This is a genomic window from Flavobacterium sp. GL_143 (assembly GCF_057834355.1).
This window is the reverse complement of sequence record NZ_CM174401.1, coordinates 5534861-5551815: the sequence shown is the minus strand read 5'-3', so window position 1 is coordinate 5551815 and position 16955 is coordinate 5534861. Positions and strand designations below refer to the sequence as shown.

Genomic DNA, 16955 nt, shown 5'->3' with positions numbered 1-16955 from the left:
TTTTAGATTGGGATTTTTTATTGTTTTTTGGCTTAAGCCTAATAAAATTATTTCTTTTTTGCAGGTTTCGCAGGCACATCAAAAATACCTGGAATTGCAGTTAACTCAGCAATTTTTACAATAACGTCAGTTGCTTTTTGCATGCTTTCTACAGGAACGTATTCGTATTTACCATGAAAGTTATGACCACCAGCAAAAATATTAGGGCAAGGCAATCCTTTGTACGATAATTGAGAACCATCAGTTCCACCTCTAATAGGTTTTATTAATGGTTTTATATCTAATTCTCTCATTGCTTTCTCTGCAATATCAACAATATGTTTTACAGGCAAGACCTTTTCTTTCATATTGTAGTATTGGTCATTTATTTCGGCAATTACGATTGGTTCTCCGAATTTTTTGGCAAATTTATGATTGATTTTTTTCGTAATTCTCTCAATCAATTTTTTACGTCTTTCGAACCTTTTTGCGCTATGATCTCTAATGATAAGTTCCAGAACAGTTTCTTCGATACTTCCGGTTAAGTGGTGTACGTGAAAAAATCCTTCATAACCTTTAGTTTCTTGAGGTGTTTCTCCCTTTGGTAATTCATTAATAAACTCATTAGCAATAAGCATCGAGTTAATCATTTTTCCTTTGGCATAACCAGGATGTACACTTTTACCTTTAAACGTAATTTTTGCACCAGCAGCATTAAAGTTTTCATATTCAAGTTCTCCAATTTGGCTTCCGTCCATGGTGTAAGCCCATTCGGCACCAAACTTATCTACGTCAAAATGATGTGCTCCACGACCAATTTCTTCATCGGGTGTAAAACCAACTCTAATTTTTCCGTGTTTAATGTCTGGGTTTTTAATTAGGAATTCCATTGCCGAAACAATTTCTGTAATTCCTGCTTTATCATCGGCACCCAATAAAGTAGTTCCGTCGGTTGTTATTAAGGTTTGCCCTTTATATTGTAATAAATCTTTAAAGTAACTTGGAGATAGAATTATGTTTTGCTCAGCGTTTAATACAATGTCTTTACCGTCATAATTAGGGATAATTTGAGGTTTTACATTAGCTCCCGAAAAATCTGGAGAAGTATCAAAATGTGAGATGAAACCAATAGTAGGAACAGTATGTTCTACATTACTTGGTAAAGTTGCCATTATATAAGCCTTGTCATCTATAGTAACATCTTGCATACCGATGTTTTTTAGCTCTTCGACAAGTTTATTAGCAAGATCCCATTGTTTTGGAGTACTTGGTGTAGTTTGTGAATTTGGATCAGACTCTGTATCAATTGTTACATAACTAATAAATCGATCTATAATATGTTGCATTTCTATTTTTTTAAGCAACAAATATAGACATTTTTTTTAGCTGTCTTATTTTAGATTAAAACATACTATTACAAACAAAAAAGGATTCTATTTAAGTAGAATCCTTTTCGTGTTAATTTTAATTTTTAAATGCTTTTAACGCATCTAAACCCAAGATGATTTGCTGCAGATCGTACTTCGCCTTTTCCTCTTGTACCTACCATATAACGAGTACAATATTGGTCGGTACACAAAAATGAACCACCACGATGTACTTTTTTTAGCTGTCCTGGTTCAGATGGATCATTGCTTGTAGTTGGTCCCTGAGGATTTTTAGCAACATTACCATTTTCTGATAATGATTTGTAATAATCTACGCTATACCAGTCATTAACCCATTCCCATACATTTCCTGCCATATCATATAATCCATATGCATTTGGGGCAAATTGTGCTGTTGGCGCAATCCCTTTAAAGCCATCTTCACCAGTATCACCATCCTTAATCGGGAAATGACCTTGATAGATATTAGCTTGGAATTTTCCTTTAGGTTTTAAAGTATTTCCCCAAGCATATAATTCTCCTGTTTTGCCGCCTCTTGCTGCAAATTCCCATTCAGCTTCGCTAGGAAGTCTTTTTCCTGCCCATTTTGCATAAGCAGTAGCGTCTTCATAAGCGATTTGTACAACAGGGTATTTTTCTTTTCCTTTTATAGTACTTTCTGGTCCCTGAGGATGTCTCCAATCTGTTCCACCTACATAAGACCACCATTGCAGGAAGTTGTTTAAGTTTACAGATGTTGGGGTAGGAGTAAATACGACAGATCCAGTAATTAAATCTTCTTCGTTAGCGGTAGGAAACTCTTCTTTCGTAGGTTTTTGTTCGGCAACGGTTATATATCCAGTTGCTTTTACAAACTGCTCAAATTGTTCATTAGTAACCTCAGTTTCATCCATCCAATATCCATCTATATATACACGATGTATTGGGGCGGCATCTTTGGTAACTCCTTTTATACTACACAAACTTTCGTCGGCAACATTACTTCCCATCGAGAATTCTCCGCCTGGAATCCAAACCATACCTTTTGGAGCTTTGGATGGAGCTGCTTTTTTATTAACGATTGTAGGTTCAAATTTAGATTCTGATGAAACCATTTGAACTTCATTACAATCCTGAGTAGTTTTTTCTGTAGTTGGCTTTATAAATTTTGCATAGCCAAAGCTAATAAATAGAATACCAGCGGCTATTGTCCCAAATAACCAATATTTGTTTATTTTTTTCATTAATTCGACTGTTTTTGTATAGTTTGTGTTTTCAACAATAAAAATACAATAAAAAGTTAAAACTGATCAAATTAAGAAGTTGTTTTTTTATATAAATTGGGTGCATTTTAGCATATAATAGCTAAATTTGCACCCACAAAAACAACAACACACTTATGTACAAATTGCTTATTCGTCCGATACTTTTTAGGTTTGATCCAGAAGAAGTTCATTATTTTACTTTTTCATTTGTTAGATTTATTTCAAAAATACCAGGAGTTTCATCGATTATAAAAGCAATTTATAAAGAAAATGACCCTCGATTAGAGCGAGAAGTTTTTGGGATAAAATTTAGTAATCCCGTTGGTCTTGCAGCAGGATTTGATAAAGATGCTAAACTATATAAAGAACTTACAGATTTTGGTTTCGGATTTATAGAAATAGGAACTGTAACACCAGTAGGACAAGAAGGAAATCCTAAAAAGAGATTATTTCGTTTAAAAGAAGATCAGGCAATTATTAACCGTATGGGATTTAATAATGGTGGTGTTATCGAAGCTGTAGAACGCTTGAAGCAAAATAAAGGAGTTTTAATTGGTGGAAACATTGGGAAAAACAAAATAACCCCAAATGAAAATGCAGTCGATGATTATATCATTTGTTTTGATGCCTTATTTAATCATGTAGATTATTTTGTGGTGAATGTCAGTTCTCCAAACACGCCAAACTTAAGAGCGTTACAAGATAAAGAACCATTGACGCAATTATTGCAAACGTTACAAAATAAAAATCTAACGCATGCAAAACCAAAACCGATATTATTAAAAATTGCTCCAGATTTGACAGATGAGCAATTATTGGATATTATCGATATTATAAAAACGACTCAAATTGCTGGTGTAATCGCAACCAACACTACTATTTCCAGAGATGGATTGCAATCGGTAAATAAAGAAGAAATGGGAGGTTTATCGGGTAAACCTTTAACCCAAAGATCAACTGAAGTAATTCGTTTTCTTTCTGAAAAAAGCAACAAAGCATTTCCTATTATAGGAGTAGGAGGAATTCATACTGCACAAGATGCTATCGAAAAATTAAATGCAGGTGCAAGTCTGGTTCAGTTATACACAGGTTTTATTTACGAAGGTCCAGCTTTGATTAAAGAAATAAACAAAGAGATTTTAAAAGGTTTGTAATAACATAACTTGAGCAATCAAGCCAGTAAGTAATGCAATACCAAAGCTTAAAAGAGTTCCTATAAGAACATATTCAGTCAGTTTACGATCTTTGGCTTCTTTTAAGTCACCAAATCTAAAAATAGATTTTGCTGCCAGTAAAAAACCAATGGCTTCAAAATGTCCGGTGATTATAAAACAAAATACAAATAGACGTTCTAGTATGCCAATGTAATTTCCTGCATTGGCAAGAGAATTGTCGGTTCCATTTTTATTTTCGGGAGTCCAAATCGAGATCAGGTTTCTGATGCAAATAGAAGTTGGTTTTGTTAAAAATAAAACCCCCGTTACTATAATCCAGAATTGACTGTTAAGCCAATGCAAGTATATTCTTTGCTGACTGTATAAAAATGCAATGGCTATCAAAACTATCAAATGTGCAATTTGGTCACCAATAAACCAAGCTCTTTTGGTAGTATCTTTTTGGAAATGAAGTTTTAAAAAATCAATAAAACCATGTGTTATTGCTAATAATAGCGCATACCATCCAAAGGACAATTCACCAACCAGAATCCAGGCTATAATACCATGCAAGGCTATATGTATATATAGGTAAATGCTTTTTTGTTTTTTGGTTTCTTTATCAATAACCCACGAATTAGGCTGAAATATAAAGTCACCAAGTAAGTGTGCCAAAAATAATTTTACAAATAGTATCATAAAGTAAATTCTTTTATTTGTGATCTAAAATATTGGTCTAGATCCATCATTAAATCATATTGTGCACGTTTCTGTCTTCGACTTACGGCTGCTTGGTTAATGCCTAATTTTATCCCGATTCCTTCCTGTGATAATGTCGGATTCTGAATTGCAATTACTATAAATTTAGCAGCAGGAACCAGCCAGTTATCCATAAAAGTAAGACTTAAACGTAACATTAAATTGAGTTTTGTATCAAAATCAAGATTTCCGGATTTTAATGCCAAAGTTGTTTTTTGTTTTTTCAAAGTTTCAAAAAGTTCTCCGGAATTTACAAAAGCAGTTCCGTTACTTTCGGATATTTTCTTTGCTGTATAGGTCTTGTCTCCAAAACCAATACTCATTCTGGCATCCAGTTTTATAGATCTCAAATAGGCTTTTATCAATAAAGTTGCTAATAGAGCTTCTTCAGGATTTTTAATTTCTATCTGGAATTCATCACCACGATAAATCTCCCATTCGCTCGGATTTTTGCCGAATTGAGAAAATAGCTTTTTTAAATTCTCAATCCAATCTTTGGATTTTAGTTGTCTGGAACCTATAATATCCCCTGTGATTACGCTTATCATATTCAAATATAATTAAAAATTAAATAGCTTTTTTGTTTCAATTGGCTACATTTCTTTGGTTTACCTATTATAAAATGTCCCTTCGACTCCGCTCAGGTGGACATATAAAAGTTTGTCAGGCTGAGCGTCCCGATCCCGAAACTTCGGGACGGGAGAAGCCCACATTTATTATAAATGCTCAAATCGATTAACTTTACTCATAGGAGTTTTAATATTACAAATATAAGGAATATTATTTATTATTACGTTTTTGTGTAATATTTGTAATTATTACTTTTTTATGTAATAAAATAAACGAGGAAGATATTTTTTATTTATATAAAAAAGACAGTAACTTAGCATTCAGAAACAGAACTGCTTTGAGTAAAGAAATTAAGATTATCGAATGTCCGCGAGATGCTATGCAAGGCATCAAAACATTTATTCCTACCAAGAATAAAGTTTCTTATATCCAGTCTTTATTGCGAGTAGGTTTTGATACCATTGATTTTGGGAGTTTTGTTTCTCCAAAAGCAATTCCGCAAATGCAAGATACAGCTGAGGTTTTGGCACAACTAGATTTGTCTCAAACTACCAGTAAATTATTAGCAATTATAGCCAATACACAAGGAGCAGAAATAGCTTCGGAGCATAAAGAGATTCAGTATTTAGGATTTCCATTTTCGATTTCCGAGAATTTCCAAATGAGAAATACACATAAAACTATAGCCGAATCTATAATTACGCTTCAGGAAATATTAGAAATTGCTGATAAAAAGAACAAAGAAGTGATTACCTATCTTTCGATGGGATTCGGGAATCCGTATGGTGACCCCTGGAACGTTGAGATTGTTGGGGAGTGGACAGAGAAATTATCCAAAATGGGTGTGAAAACACTCTCACTTTCTGATACCGTAGGAAGTTCAACTCCAGATATTATTACGTATTTATTTTCGAATTTAATTGCACAATATCCTCAAATCGAGTTTGGCGCACATTTGCATACCACACCCAATACTTGGTTCGAAAAAATAGATGCTGCTTTCCTTGCAGGTTGTCGCCGTTTTGATGGAGCGATTCAAGGTTTTGGAGGATGCCCAATGGCTACCGATAAACTAACAGGGAACATGCCAACAGAAAAAATGGTGTCGTATTTTACAGCGCAAAAACAAGATACCAATGTAAGGGCTATGAGTTTTGAAAGTGCTTATAATGAAGCATCTAAATTGTTTGGAGCATATCATTAAATCATTAATGTCTTTTTCTTTTAATTACAACAATTAATCAAAATCGTTGTTCTCATTACATCAAATTAAAATAATTTTGCAATGAAATTATATCAATACAATATGTTTTTCAGGCTCATAATCGTTGCGTTATTGTTTTGTTCGTGCGCTAGTGATTTAGATTTTGACCAAACCAAAGATCTTAAATTAGAGCCTGTTTTTGTTGCTAATTTAACCTACTTTGATGTTAAAGCAAATACATTTGTTGATAATGGAGAAGAACAAGATGTTGTTTTTAACGTACAGGATTTTGATGTGTTTAGGGATAGTTTTTTTAGAGACAATTTAAAGAAAGCCGAGTTCAATTTCGAAATTGATAATACGATTGCTAGAGCCTACATAGTTAATTTTGTTTTTCTTGATGTCGATAATCAGGTGGTTCATCATACCGAAATAGATGTTCCAGCTTATGCAAATACACCAAATATTGTAAAGTATACAGATGTTTTTGAAAATGAGACATTAGATTTATTAAAAAAATCAGTTAAACTAGAAATAGGAATTACCATGCTGCCAGGAACTCCATTAACTCCAGATAGCCCAGGAAGATTAAAATTACGTTCGGGAGCAACTGTTTACTTCGAAATCAAATGAGAAAAATCTATTTAATTTTCTTGTTGGCAATGACTATTTCAGGATTAGCACAGAACAAACAAGTGTTGTATAATTTCTCTTCAATTCCGCAATCGTTGCTTGTAAATCCAGGAACAGATATTTCGTATAAGTATTATTTTGGAGTCCCATTGTTATCTGGTATTTCGGCAAATCTTGGTTCAAGCAGTTTTTCGGCTTATGATTTGTTTGCAAATAACGGAGTCGACTTTAATACCAAGTTGAGAAATGCAGTAAACAAAGCATCCAAAAATGATAAGGTTTCTGTTAATCAGCAAGTCGAATTGTTTTCAGGAGGATTCAAGGTTGGAGGTAGAGAAAGTAAAGCTTACATTTCATTTGGAGTGTATCAAGAAGCTGATTTTTTTATGTATGTACCTAAAGATTTGGCATTATTAGCATTAGACGGAAATAAAAATTATATCGGAAAATCGTTTGATTTAAGTCAGTTAACGGCCAAGGCCGAAGTAATTTCTGTTTTTCATGTTGGATATCATAAAAAAGTAAGTGATAAATTAGTTTTAGGAGGTAGAGCAAAGTTGTATTCTAGCGGATTAAATGCGACTACTACCAAGAATTCAGGATATATTTATACAGGAAACTCTAATACAACAATGTATAATCAAATTATATCTTCTAATTTAGAACTAAGGACCTCTGGAATTGCCGAATTTCGTAAAGATGATTATAATGGAAGCGTAGCTTCGGATATTGCAAAAAACACTTTTTTGGGTGGAAATTTAGGGCTCGGTTTTGATGCAGGAATAACTTATTATCCTAAAAAAAATATTCAGCTCACAGCAAGTGTAATCGATGTTGGTTTTATTCACCATAGCAAAGATGTCGAAACGATTACTTATAAGGGGTATTATCAATATGAAGGAGTAAATCCTAATTTTACGAATCCCGAAAAACCAGAAAATGTATTCGATGAGTTCGAAGCAGCAATTCCGCGTGACACAGTTTATGGTAAATACACTACTTGGCGACCAGTAAAATTTAATGCATCATTTCAGTATTCTTTCGGTGAATCCAGATCCGACGAAGAATGTAATTGTGTATCAAAAGGAGAAACTGAATATCTTAATGGGGTAGGAGCGCAATTATTTGCAATGTCTACACCAAGAACACCATTGGTAGCTTTAACGGCTTTTTATAGACGTACTCTTTTTGAAAATCTTCAAATAAAAGCAACTTACACCATAGATTCTTTTTCTTCAAAAAACATAGGATTTGGACTTTCAACAAATCTGGGTAAGTTCAATTTATACGCCATGGTCGATAATATTCTGGAATACAAGGATATCACAAAAGCCAATAGTGCTACGTTTCAATTTGGACTTAATTTTATTTTCAAAGAAAATTCTGAATACTATTAAGTTATTTTTTATAAGAAGCTAATCCGGCTATTCGCTATAATCTTTATTGTTTTAAAGGAAAACAATAAAGGATTTCCGCTGCTATCCGGGCTAGGAACGAGGTAGATTTCAGGAGCTTTTTTTAATAGAGATTAACTATAGGAATTTATCCCGAAGCGTCGGGACTAAAAATTTCTGAATAGTATAATGTAAAAGTTTTCAATTTATTCACTATATTTGCACGCAATTCAACTAGAAATTGCACCATGATAGCACACAACTCCAAGATTATCGGCGAAGGTTTAACTTACGACGATGTATTATTAGTACCTAACTACTCGAATGTGCTTCCTCGCGAAGTGAGTATCCAATCAAAATTTTCTCGAAACATAACGCTAAACGTTCCAATCGTATCTGCTGCTATGGATACCGTTACCGAAAGTTCAATGGCAATTGCTATGGCGCAAGAAGGTGGAATTGGTGTTTTGCATAAAAACATGACCATCGAGCAACAAGCTGCCAAAGTACGTAAAGTAAAGCGTGCAGAGTCAGGAATGATTATCGATCCAGTTACATTACCATTAAGTTCTACAATTGCAGATGCTAAAATGGCAATGAAAGAATTCGGAATTGGTGGAATCCCAATCGTTGACGAAAACAGAATCCTTAAAGGAATTGTTACCAATCGTGACTTACGTTTCGAAAAAAATGGAACAAGACCAATTGTTGAAGTTATGACAAGTCAAAACTTGGTAACTGTAGCCGAAGGAACTTCATTAGAGCAAGCCGAAGTAGTTTTACAAGGTCATAAAATAGAAAAATTACCAGTTGTTAATGCAAACTATGAACTAGTTGGATTAATCACTTTTAGAGATATTACTAAACTTACCCAAAAACCAATTGCTAATAAAGATGTTTTTGGTCGTTTAAGAGTAGCTGCCGCAATTGGAGTTACTGGTGATGCAGTTCAAAGAGCAGAAGCATTAGTTGCTGCAGGAGTAGATGCCATTATCATTGATACCGCTCACGGACATACAGAAGGTGTTGTAAATACCTTAAAAGAAGTAAAATCAAAATTCCCGCAAATAGATGTAATTGTTGGAAACATTGCAACTCCAGAAGCTGCTAAATATTTAGTAGAAAATGGTGCCGATGGTGTAAAAGTAGGAATCGGACCTGGTTCAATCTGTACAACACGTATCGTAGCAGGAGTTGGATTCCCTCAATTCTCGGCAGTATTAGAAGTTGCTGCAGCAATAAAAGGATCTGGCGTACCAGTAATTGCCGATGGTGGAATACGTTATACAGGAGATATCCCTAAAGCAATTGCTGCTGGAGCCGATTGTGTAATGTTAGGTTCATTACTAGCAGGAACAAAAGAATCTCCAGGTGAAACGATTATCTTCGAAGGAAGAAAATTCAAATCTTACCGCGGAATGGGTTCTGTTGAAGCTATGCAAACGGGATCAAAAGATCGATATTTTCAAGATGTTGAAGACGATGTTAAGAAATTAGTTCCAGAAGGAATTGTAGGTCGTGTTCCTTACAAAGGAGAATTAAACGAAAGTATGCTTCAGTTTATCGGAGGACTTCGTGCAGGAATGGGATATTGCGGTTCAAAAGATATTCCGACATTACAAGAGTCAGGACGTTTTGTTAGAATCACTTCTAGCGGAATCACAGAGAGTCATCCTCATAATGTAACAATTACCAAAGAAGCTCCAAATTACTCAAGATAATCAAGAGATTTCTATATAAAACAAAAGGCATAAGATTTAGTTTCTTATGCCTTTTTTGCGTTTGATGGTTTTTATTAAAAAATAAATAAATCATTGTTTGTCATTTTCGCAAAGAAAATTAAAGAGCTTTACAAAGAATTATTTTACTGCAAAACATCCACAATGGTGTCTTTCTGACGCAAGAAGACATGAGTTTTCAATGTCATTAAGTTAAGTTTTTGAGTTATTTTTTTTTAAAGAAGTAAAGATTAAACATAATATTGTCATTTCGACGGAGGAGAAATCTCAATAAGTAACTCCGCAATGAGAACCCAATTTTTGTAGAGTTTCTCGCGGAGATTTCTCCTCCGTCGAAAAGACAAACCTTTGCTCCCGAAGCCTTAGGATTACATCTTTGTGAGAGATTTATTTGGTAAAGTATTACAATTGTTTCCCTTGCTTAATAACATTGCACAATAGCTTCTGACTAAGATTCTTTCTGGGTCAGAAAGACAAGTTGATGACGGCTACTCTACAGGTTTTAGGATTGACCTCTTTTATTTTAAAAAAGCATCTATTATATCTTAACCTAGGTATTAGCAAATTCGAGGTAATTGTTCCCCAATTAATGGAGATAAAACCCTTTTACCGCCAAATGCACTCTCGGTGATAATTTTTAAAGGATGGTCCTCGGTTATAAAACCTATGCAAGAAGCATGAGGATTCTTTTTTTGTAAAATTGCTAAAGCTCCGTCTTTAATTTCAGCATCAACAATACACACAAATATGCCTTCATTGGCAACATATAAGGGATCTAAACCCAGTAATTCACAGGCACTATTTACTTGATTTTCTACTTTTATATTTTCATCATAAAGATTCACTCCAAAATTGCATTCAGTTACAATTTCGTGTAATACCGATGCTAGACCTCCACGTGTTGCATCTCTTAGAAAATGAATTTTAGCACCATATTTTTCTATCAATTCAAGTGTAATCTCGTTTAAGTTTGTAGTATCACTCAATATATCACTGTCAAACTGAAGACCTTCTCGTTCCGACATGATTGCCATTCCGTGTGATGCTATCGGACCATTTATAAGTATGGCATCGTTTTTAAGAATATTCCCAATTTTTATATTTGCTTTTTCATGTACAATTCCAACTCCAGAAGTATTGATGTAAATTTTATCTCCTTTTCCTCTTTCAACTACTTTAGTGTCTCCGGTAACAATAAAAACGCCAGCTTTGTCGGCAGCCGATTTTATAGATTTAATAATCTGGGTAAATTCATCTAAACTAAAACCTTCTTCAATTATTAATGATAAAGAGAGATATTTAGGAATTGCTCCACACATAGAGAGGTCATTTACGGTTCCGTTTACAGCAAGCTCTCCAATGTTTCCTCCTTTAAAGAAAATGGGAGAAATAACATAACTATCAGTAGAAAAGGCAAAATTTCCTTGTAAATTTATAAAGGCGCCATCATGTCGAACATCTAAAATATCGTTTTTTAAAATCTTTAAAATAACATCATTTAATAATTGCGTCATGTGTTCTCCACCGCTTCCGTGATGTAGATAAATTGCTTCTGAATTTTTAGAATTATTCATTTTTAGAATTTAAATTTCTTCCCCCATTTCCTTTAAAACTGCCATAGTACGTTTGGCTTCTTCTTCGTCTATAATACCTATAGCAGCACCAACATGTACTAAAACATAATCGCCTTCTTTTGCTTCGGGAACAAGCGTTAGATTGACTTCTTTAATAATTCCTTCAAATGAAACGTTTCCAATTCTAAAAGTTTCATCGAGTTGCATTGTTACTTTTTTAAGTTGACCAGGGACTGCTAAGCACATACTGTTATTGGTTTATTGATTGGGTTAAATAGGTATACCATGCTTCTAACCCTTCTCCAGATGTGGCCGAAACTTCAAAGAATTCTAATTGAGGATTTACTTTTCTGGCATATTCTTTTAATTTCTCTAAATCAAATTTTAAATATGGTAATAAATCTATTTTATTGATAATGCATATTTGCGAACCATAAAACATATCAGGATATTTTAAGGGTTTGTCCTCACCTTCGGTCACAGATATAATTACAATACGTTTAGATTCTCCTAAATCAAACATCGCTGGACAAACTAGATTTCCAACATTTTCAATCATCATAATCGAATCTTGTTTAGGTTTCAATTCTTTAACAGCTCTCGAGATCATTTCGCTATCAAGATGACATCCTTTTCCAGTATTTATTTGAATTACAGGAACATTAAGTTTGTGAATCCTGTCAGCATCATTTGTGGTTTGTTGATCCCCTTCGATAACTGAAAAAGTTATTTTACTTTTTAAATCAGTAATTGTTCGTTCCAGTAATGATGTTTTTCCTGATCCAGGAGAACTCACCAGGTTGATTGAGAAAATATTTAAAGCTTCAAAGAAACCTCTGTTTCTCTCGGCAGTTAATTGGTTTTTATGTAAAATATCTTTTTCTAATTGTATAACACTTATCTCGTGATTATGACTATGATGATGGCTGTGGCCATGATTATGGTCATGAGTATGTTCGTGGTCATGTTCATGATCATGTTGTAGTTCATTATCATGATGGTGATGATGAAAATTACTATTGCTAGAATGATTCTGTTTTTCGCCCATTTTAGTATATCTTATTTCATTCTCATCAGAGCTACATCCGCAGGTGGTACACATAATTTTCTATTTTATAATTAATTTTTTAATTTTTAGTTCTTTCCCTTCTAAAATTTCTTTAAAAGGACTGTTGCAATTGGGGCAGGAATCAAATATTTTTTTGATAATAAAGGTGTGATTACATTCTGCACATTTTGCCCTCCCGACAGGTTCTTCAATAAATAATTTGGAACCGTCCAGCACACTGTTATTAGTGCACAATGGCCATACGAAATGAAAAGAATCTATCTCGACGCCAGATAGTTTTCCTATTTCGAGATAAATTTCTAAGACCTTTTTTCCTTTTATTTTCTCTACTTCTTGATGAGCAGTTTTTACAATAGAGGAGACAATAGAAAGTTCATGCATATTGAGTTTGCTTTTAGGACAAAATTTAGGGGTCAATTTAAGTTTATTAAACCTTTCATAACATGATAATTATCATAAAATTGTAGGAAAAATAAAATAAAATTTGAAGTATTGATATTTAATGAAAGTATTGGTCTGCAATGTTGAGTATTCTAAATCAAATAGACCATGAAGTGTTTTAAAAACTAACGTAAGGATGGAGGATAAAGTCAAAAAGAATGAGACTTATTATAATAGTATCGAAAGACAAGGTTATAGTAGGAGAGATTTTTTAAAATTTGTAGCATATATAGGGGCTTATATGGGTGTTGAAAGTTCTGCAATAGGACAGATCACAAAAGCATTAGAAAGGACACCCAGATTACCCGTTATTTGGGAACATTTTCAGGAGTGTACCTGTTGTAGTGAGTCGTTTATTCGTTCGGATCATCCTATTGTTGCCGATATTATTTTAGACAAAATATCATTAGATTATACGCTAACGCTAATGGCCGCTTCTGGGCATCAAGCCGAAGCAGCTAAACAAGCAACAATGAATAAATACAAAGGAGAATACATTCTTTGTGTTGAAGGCTCTATACCTCTTGGTGCCGACGGAAATTATTGTTGTATAGGAGGCCGTAGCGCTGTTGATATACTAAAAGAATCTGCTGCAGGGGCAAAAGCGATAATTGCTTGGGGAAGTTGTGCAACATCTGGTTGTGTACAAGCTGCAAAACCAAATCCTACAGGTGCAGTACCTATAAACAAAATCATTACCGATAAACCAATTATCAATGTTCCGGGATGCCCTCCTATAGGAGAGGTAATGGCTGGTATTATTGTACATATTGTTGCCTTCGGGAAATTGCCAGAACTAGATAATGCAGGTAGACCAAAAGCATTTTATTCTAAAAGAGTCCATGATAGTTGTTATCGCCGACCTTATTTTGACGCAGGATTATTTGTCGAAAATTTTGATGATGAGAATGCAAAAAAAGGATATTGCTTATACAAAGTTGGTTGTAAAGGACCTAGTACCTACAATGCTTGCGGTAATATGAAATGGAATGGAGGGGTAAGCTACCCAATTCAATCCGGACATGGCTGTTTAGGCTGTAGTGCCAAAGATTTCTGGAACGCAGGAAGTTTTTATTCGAGAGACTCCTCTGTATCAGCGGGAGATATAGAAGCAAATGCCGATACAATAGGTAAAATTGCCCTTGGGGGAGTTGCTGCAGGTATTGGGGTTCATGCCATCCTCTCTAATGTATCAAAACGAAAAGAGCTAAATCAAAGAATTAATCAGGCAACTGAAAACGAAAAACACTTAGACGATTTATAATCTATAAAAAAATAAAGAATGGCAGAGAGAATAGTGGTAGACCCAATTACTAGAATAGAAGGACATCTTAGAGCCGAAGTAGAAATTTCGGATGGAACTATACAAGAAGCTTTTTTATCTTCGACTATGGTTAGAGGTCTTGAAAACATTGTAAAAGACAGGAATCCAAAAGACGTTTGGGCTTTTGTACAACGTACTTGTGGGGTTTGTACAGCTTCCCATGCTACCGCATCAATACGGGCTGTTGAAGATGCACTTGGAATTGTAGTTCCTCCAAATGCAGAAATGGTTCGTAATATTATGCTAGGAGCTTTATACTTACATGATCACGTAGTTCATTTTTATCATCTCCACGCATTTGATTGGGTAGATGTAATAAGTGGCTTGAACGCAGATCCTGTAAAAACTTCTCAAATAGCACAATCTATTTCAAATTGGCCAAAAAGTTCACCAGGTTATTTTTCGGATTTACAAAAAAGACTGAAAAAATTTGTAGAGAGTGGTCAATTAGGAATTTTTGCTAATGGTTATTGGGGACATCCACAAATGAAACTACCACCCGAAGTTAATTTAATGGCAACTGCACATTATTTGGAAGCCTTAGAGTGGCAAAAAGAAATTGTGAAAGTGCATGCTATTTTTGGTGGTAAAAATCCACACCCCAATTTTTTAGTTGGAGGAATGGCTTGCTCTATTAACCTTGATGATGCAAGTGGATTAAATGCCGAAAGACTTGCCCACGTAAGACAACTTTTAGAAGAAGGGAAGCAATTTGTAGAACAAGTATATGTTCCAGATGTTCTTGCCATTGCAGGATACTATAAAGACTGGGGGGCTATTGGAGGGTTTCATAATTTTATGTCTTCTAGAGAATTCCCAATGCAGGGGCATAATAATACAAACGATATTAATTTTAAATTCCCGTCGGGAGTTATTTTGAATAAAGATTTATCTAAACTTCATGACTTAGATTTAAGAGATTTAAAAACAGTAGAAGAGTATGTAAATAATTCCTGGTATGATTATGAAGGAGATGGTAATTTAGGAAGACAACCGTGGAGCGGAGAAACCAAAATAAATTACACAGGTCCTAAACCACCTTATACACATTTGAATGTTGATGAAAAATACAGTTTTATCAAAACACCAAGATGGAAAGGTCATGCGATGGAAGTAGGTCCGCTTGCTAGAATGTTAGTTGGATATGCGTCCGGAAGAGAAGAATTTAAAGAAACTATTGATTCTACATTATCAAAATTGCAAGTTCCAGCTGCAGCACTGTTTTCGACTTTAGGAAGAACTGCCGCAAGAGCTTTAGAATCAAAATTAGTGGCAAACTGGAATCTGGAATTTTTTGATACTTTAATTGAGAATATCAAAAAAGGAGATACCAATATCGCAAATACAGAAAAATGGGAAACGTCTACCTGGCCAAAAGAGGCTAAAGGAGTAGGTATTGTCGAAGCACCACGAGGCGCTTTGAGCCATTGGATTGTTATAAAAGATGCAAAAGTGGCTAATTATCAACAAGTAGTTCCTTCGACATGGAACGCTTCTCCCAGAGATCCAAAAGGACAACGATCTCCTTACGAAAGTAGTTTGCTAAATACACCAGTTGCAAATCCAGAATTACCATTAGAAATAATTAGAACGATACATTCATTTGATCCTTGTATCGCTTGTGCAGTTCATTTATACGATGAAAATGGAGACATTATTAAAGAAGTAAACGATATCACAATTTGTAATTCTTAATTTAAATTGTAAAGCATGCCAACAAAAACCAACGATTATAAAAGAGCTTATATATGGCAATTACCCGTGCGTATTTTTCATTGGGTAAATGCTTGGGCTATTACAGGATTAGTCGCAACAGGATTTATTATTGCAAATCCGCCCGGAATTATCTCCAGCAAAGAAGCTACAGAACAATTTTGGTTTGGCTACGTTCGCGAAATCCATTTTATATGTGCCTATCTATTGGTAGCAGTGATGATTTTGAGGGTTTATTTTGCTTTCAAAGGGAATAAATACGCTAATTGGCGTGTATTTCTTCCTTTTAAGAAAGAAGGATTTAAAAGGATGTGGCACGTTATTAAATACGATATTTTTTTGCAAAATGAAGAAACAAATAATTCCCCTACAGGAGCTGTAGGACATAATAGTGTCGCTGCAGCTTCTTATTTGGTTATGTTTTTTATGGGACTTGTTATGATAGCCACTGGGTTTGCAATGTATGCTCCCACATCGACCTGGTTTTTACCAAAAATGTTTGGTTGGGTTGTAAACTTGTTAGGAGGAGATTTTAATGTTAGGACTATTCATCATATTACTACCTGGACTTTTATCTTGTTTGCAATCGTTCATGTTTATTTAGTATTCTTTCATGATTGGTTAGAAGGATTAGGTGAGACATCGGCTATGGTAAGTGGATATAAATTTGTACGAACCGAAAGGGTTAGAAAAGATGAAATTGCCGACGATGTAAAAGAAGTTGTGATAAATACTGGAAATCAAGAAGAAAATAAAAAAATATAAAAGCA

Annotated in this window: 16 protein-coding genes; 8 read left to right on the top strand and 8 right to left on the bottom strand. The window is 34.4% G+C overall.

Annotated features, from left to right (window positions below; translation table 11 throughout):
• Positions 1-47 precede the first annotated feature (47 nt).
• Entirely contained in the window at positions 48-1325 is a 1278-nt protein-coding gene (gene pepT, locus AC3IPI_RS23385) for a peptidase T (RefSeq protein WP_086894097.1), read from the bottom strand.
• A gap of 125 nt (positions 1326-1450) precedes the next feature.
• The gene (locus tag AC3IPI_RS23380; RefSeq protein WP_489156133.1) at positions 1451-2590 is read right to left on the bottom strand and encodes a formylglycine-generating enzyme family protein; all 1140 of its coding nucleotides are present in this window, start codon (positions 2588-2590) and stop codon (positions 1451-1453) included.
• A gap of 155 nt (positions 2591-2745) precedes the next feature.
• Here AC3IPI_RS23380 and AC3IPI_RS23375 point away from each other — a divergent pair, with 155 nt between their 5' ends.
• Positions 2746-3765 (top strand): quinone-dependent dihydroorotate dehydrogenase, encoded by a 1020-nt coding sequence (locus AC3IPI_RS23375; protein WP_489156131.1) that lies wholly within the window; start codon positions 2746-2748, stop codon positions 3763-3765.
• Here the strand turns inward: AC3IPI_RS23375 and AC3IPI_RS23370 are convergent.
• A complete protein-coding gene (locus tag AC3IPI_RS23370) occupies positions 3751-4464 on the bottom strand; it encodes a DUF3307 domain-containing protein (RefSeq protein ID WP_039119949.1) in 714 nt (237 codons plus the stop codon). The two genes, AC3IPI_RS23375 and AC3IPI_RS23370, sit on opposite strands and share 15 nt — an antisense overlap.
• On the bottom strand, positions 4461-5072 hold the full coding sequence (locus AC3IPI_RS23365; RefSeq protein ID WP_039111183.1) for a hypothetical protein: 612 nt from the start codon (positions 5070-5072) through the stop codon (positions 4461-4463). Before AC3IPI_RS23365 ends, AC3IPI_RS23370 begins: the two co-directional genes overlap by 4 nt.
• Positions 5073-5431: 359 nt before the next feature.
• Between AC3IPI_RS23365 and AC3IPI_RS23360 the strand changes: the two genes are divergently transcribed.
• The 4 genes from AC3IPI_RS23360 to guaB all read left to right on the top strand — a co-directional run bounded on the left by AC3IPI_RS23360 (position 5432) and on the right by guaB (position 10046).
• Positions 5432-6298: a hydroxymethylglutaryl-CoA lyase gene (locus AC3IPI_RS23360; RefSeq protein WP_086894101.1), complete on the top strand. Its 867-nt coding sequence runs from the start codon at positions 5432-5434 to the stop codon at positions 6296-6298.
• An 81-nt stretch (positions 6299-6379) separates the two neighbouring features.
• Complete coding sequence (locus tag AC3IPI_RS23355) at positions 6380-6931, top strand: hypothetical protein (protein ID WP_039119946.1); 552 nt, start codon at positions 6380-6382, stop codon at positions 6929-6931.
• Positions 6928-8328 (top strand): DUF5723 family protein, encoded by a 1401-nt coding sequence (locus tag AC3IPI_RS23350; RefSeq protein ID WP_489156128.1) that lies wholly within the window; start codon positions 6928-6930, stop codon positions 8326-8328. Before AC3IPI_RS23355 ends, AC3IPI_RS23350 begins: the two co-directional genes overlap by 4 nt.
• A 245-nt stretch (positions 8329-8573) precedes the next feature.
• Positions 8574-10046, top strand: a complete 1473-nt coding sequence (gene guaB, locus AC3IPI_RS23345) for an IMP dehydrogenase (protein WP_039111178.1) — start codon at positions 8574-8576, stop codon at positions 10044-10046.
• A 575-nt stretch (positions 10047-10621) separates the two neighbouring features.
• Here guaB and hypE read toward each other — a convergent pair.
• Genes hypE through AC3IPI_RS23325 form a run of 4 tightly spaced genes read right to left on the bottom strand, consistent with a single transcriptional unit; the run spans position 10622 to position 13088 of the window.
• A complete protein-coding gene (gene hypE / locus AC3IPI_RS23340; protein WP_489156126.1) occupies positions 10622-11638 on the bottom strand; it encodes a hydrogenase expression/formation protein HypE in 1017 nt (338 codons plus the stop codon).
• Between the two features lie 9 nt (positions 11639-11647).
• Complete coding sequence (locus AC3IPI_RS23335; RefSeq protein WP_039111175.1) at positions 11648-11884, bottom strand: HypC/HybG/HupF family hydrogenase formation chaperone; 237 nt, start codon at positions 11882-11884, stop codon at positions 11648-11650.
• Between the two features lie 4 nt (positions 11885-11888).
• Complete coding sequence (gene hypB, locus AC3IPI_RS23330) at positions 11889-12740, bottom strand: hydrogenase nickel incorporation protein HypB (protein ID WP_489156124.1); 852 nt, start codon at positions 12738-12740, stop codon at positions 11889-11891.
• Between the two features lie 6 nt (positions 12741-12746).
• Positions 12747-13088 carry a hydrogenase maturation nickel metallochaperone HypA/HybF gene (locus AC3IPI_RS23325; RefSeq protein ID WP_489156122.1) on the bottom strand — a complete coding sequence of 114 codons (342 nt, stop codon included), beginning with the start codon at positions 13086-13088 and terminating at the stop codon, positions 12747-12749.
• A 196-nt stretch (positions 13089-13284) separates the two neighbouring features.
• Here AC3IPI_RS23325 and AC3IPI_RS23320 point away from each other — a divergent pair, with 196 nt between their 5' ends.
• The 3 genes from AC3IPI_RS23320 to cybH are packed head-to-tail and all read left to right on the top strand — an operon-like array spanning position 13285 to position 16950.
• A complete protein-coding gene (locus AC3IPI_RS23320) occupies positions 13285-14412 on the top strand; it encodes a hydrogenase small subunit (RefSeq protein ID WP_489156120.1) in 1128 nt (375 codons plus the stop codon).
• A gap of 18 nt (positions 14413-14430) precedes the next feature.
• Positions 14431-16167 (top strand): nickel-dependent hydrogenase large subunit, encoded by a 1737-nt coding sequence (locus tag AC3IPI_RS23315; RefSeq protein ID WP_039111171.1) that lies wholly within the window; start codon positions 14431-14433, stop codon positions 16165-16167.
• Positions 16168-16182: 15 nt separating this feature from the next.
• Positions 16183-16950, top strand: a complete 768-nt coding sequence (gene cybH / locus AC3IPI_RS23310) for a Ni/Fe-hydrogenase, b-type cytochrome subunit (RefSeq protein WP_039111170.1) — start codon at positions 16183-16185, stop codon at positions 16948-16950.
• The last annotated feature ends 5 nt before the right edge of the window (positions 16951-16955 follow it).

Bases quoted from the DNA above. Each gene is read 5' to 3' on its own strand.
- AC3IPI_RS23370 (WP_039119949.1), bottom strand. From the start codon at position 4,464: ATGATACTATTTGTAAAATTATTTTTGGCACACTTACTTGGTGACTTT.
- AC3IPI_RS23380 (WP_489156133.1), bottom strand. From the start codon at position 2,590: ATGAAAAAAATAAACAAATATTGGTTATTTGGGACAATAGCCGCTGGT.
- AC3IPI_RS23375 (WP_489156131.1), top strand. From the start codon at position 2,746: ATGTACAAATTGCTTATTCGTCCGATACTTTTTAGGTTTGATCCAGAA.
- AC3IPI_RS23325 (WP_489156122.1), bottom strand. From the start codon at position 13,088: ATGCATGAACTTTCTATTGTCTCCTCTATTGTAAAAACTGCTCATCAA.
- AC3IPI_RS23350 (WP_489156128.1), top strand. From the start codon at position 6,928: ATGAGAAAAATCTATTTAATTTTCTTGTTGGCAATGACTATTTCAGGA.
- AC3IPI_RS23365 (WP_039111183.1), bottom strand. From the start codon at position 5,072: ATGATAAGCGTAATCACAGGGGATATTATAGGTTCCAGACAACTAAAA.
- AC3IPI_RS23355 (WP_039119946.1), top strand. From the start codon at position 6,380: ATGAAATTATATCAATACAATATGTTTTTCAGGCTCATAATCGTTGCG.
- AC3IPI_RS23320 (WP_489156120.1), top strand. From the start codon at position 13,285: ATGGAGGATAAAGTCAAAAAGAATGAGACTTATTATAATAGTATCGAA.
- guaB (WP_039111178.1), top strand. From the start codon at position 8,574: ATGATAGCACACAACTCCAAGATTATCGGCGAAGGTTTAACTTACGAC.
- AC3IPI_RS23315 (WP_039111171.1), top strand. From the start codon at position 14,431: ATGGCAGAGAGAATAGTGGTAGACCCAATTACTAGAATAGAAGGACAT.
- AC3IPI_RS23335 (WP_039111175.1), bottom strand. From the start codon at position 11,884: ATGTGCTTAGCAGTCCCTGGTCAACTTAAAAAAGTAACAATGCAACTC.
- hypB (WP_489156124.1), bottom strand. From the start codon at position 12,740: ATGTGTACCACCTGCGGATGTAGCTCTGATGAGAATGAAATAAGATAT.
- pepT (WP_086894097.1), bottom strand. From the start codon at position 1,325: ATGCAACATATTATAGATCGATTTATTAGTTATGTAACAATTGATACA.
- cybH (WP_039111170.1), top strand. From the start codon at position 16,183: ATGCCAACAAAAACCAACGATTATAAAAGAGCTTATATATGGCAATTA.
- hypE (WP_489156126.1), bottom strand. From the start codon at position 11,638: ATGAATAATTCTAAAAATTCAGAAGCAATTTATCTACATCACGGAAGC.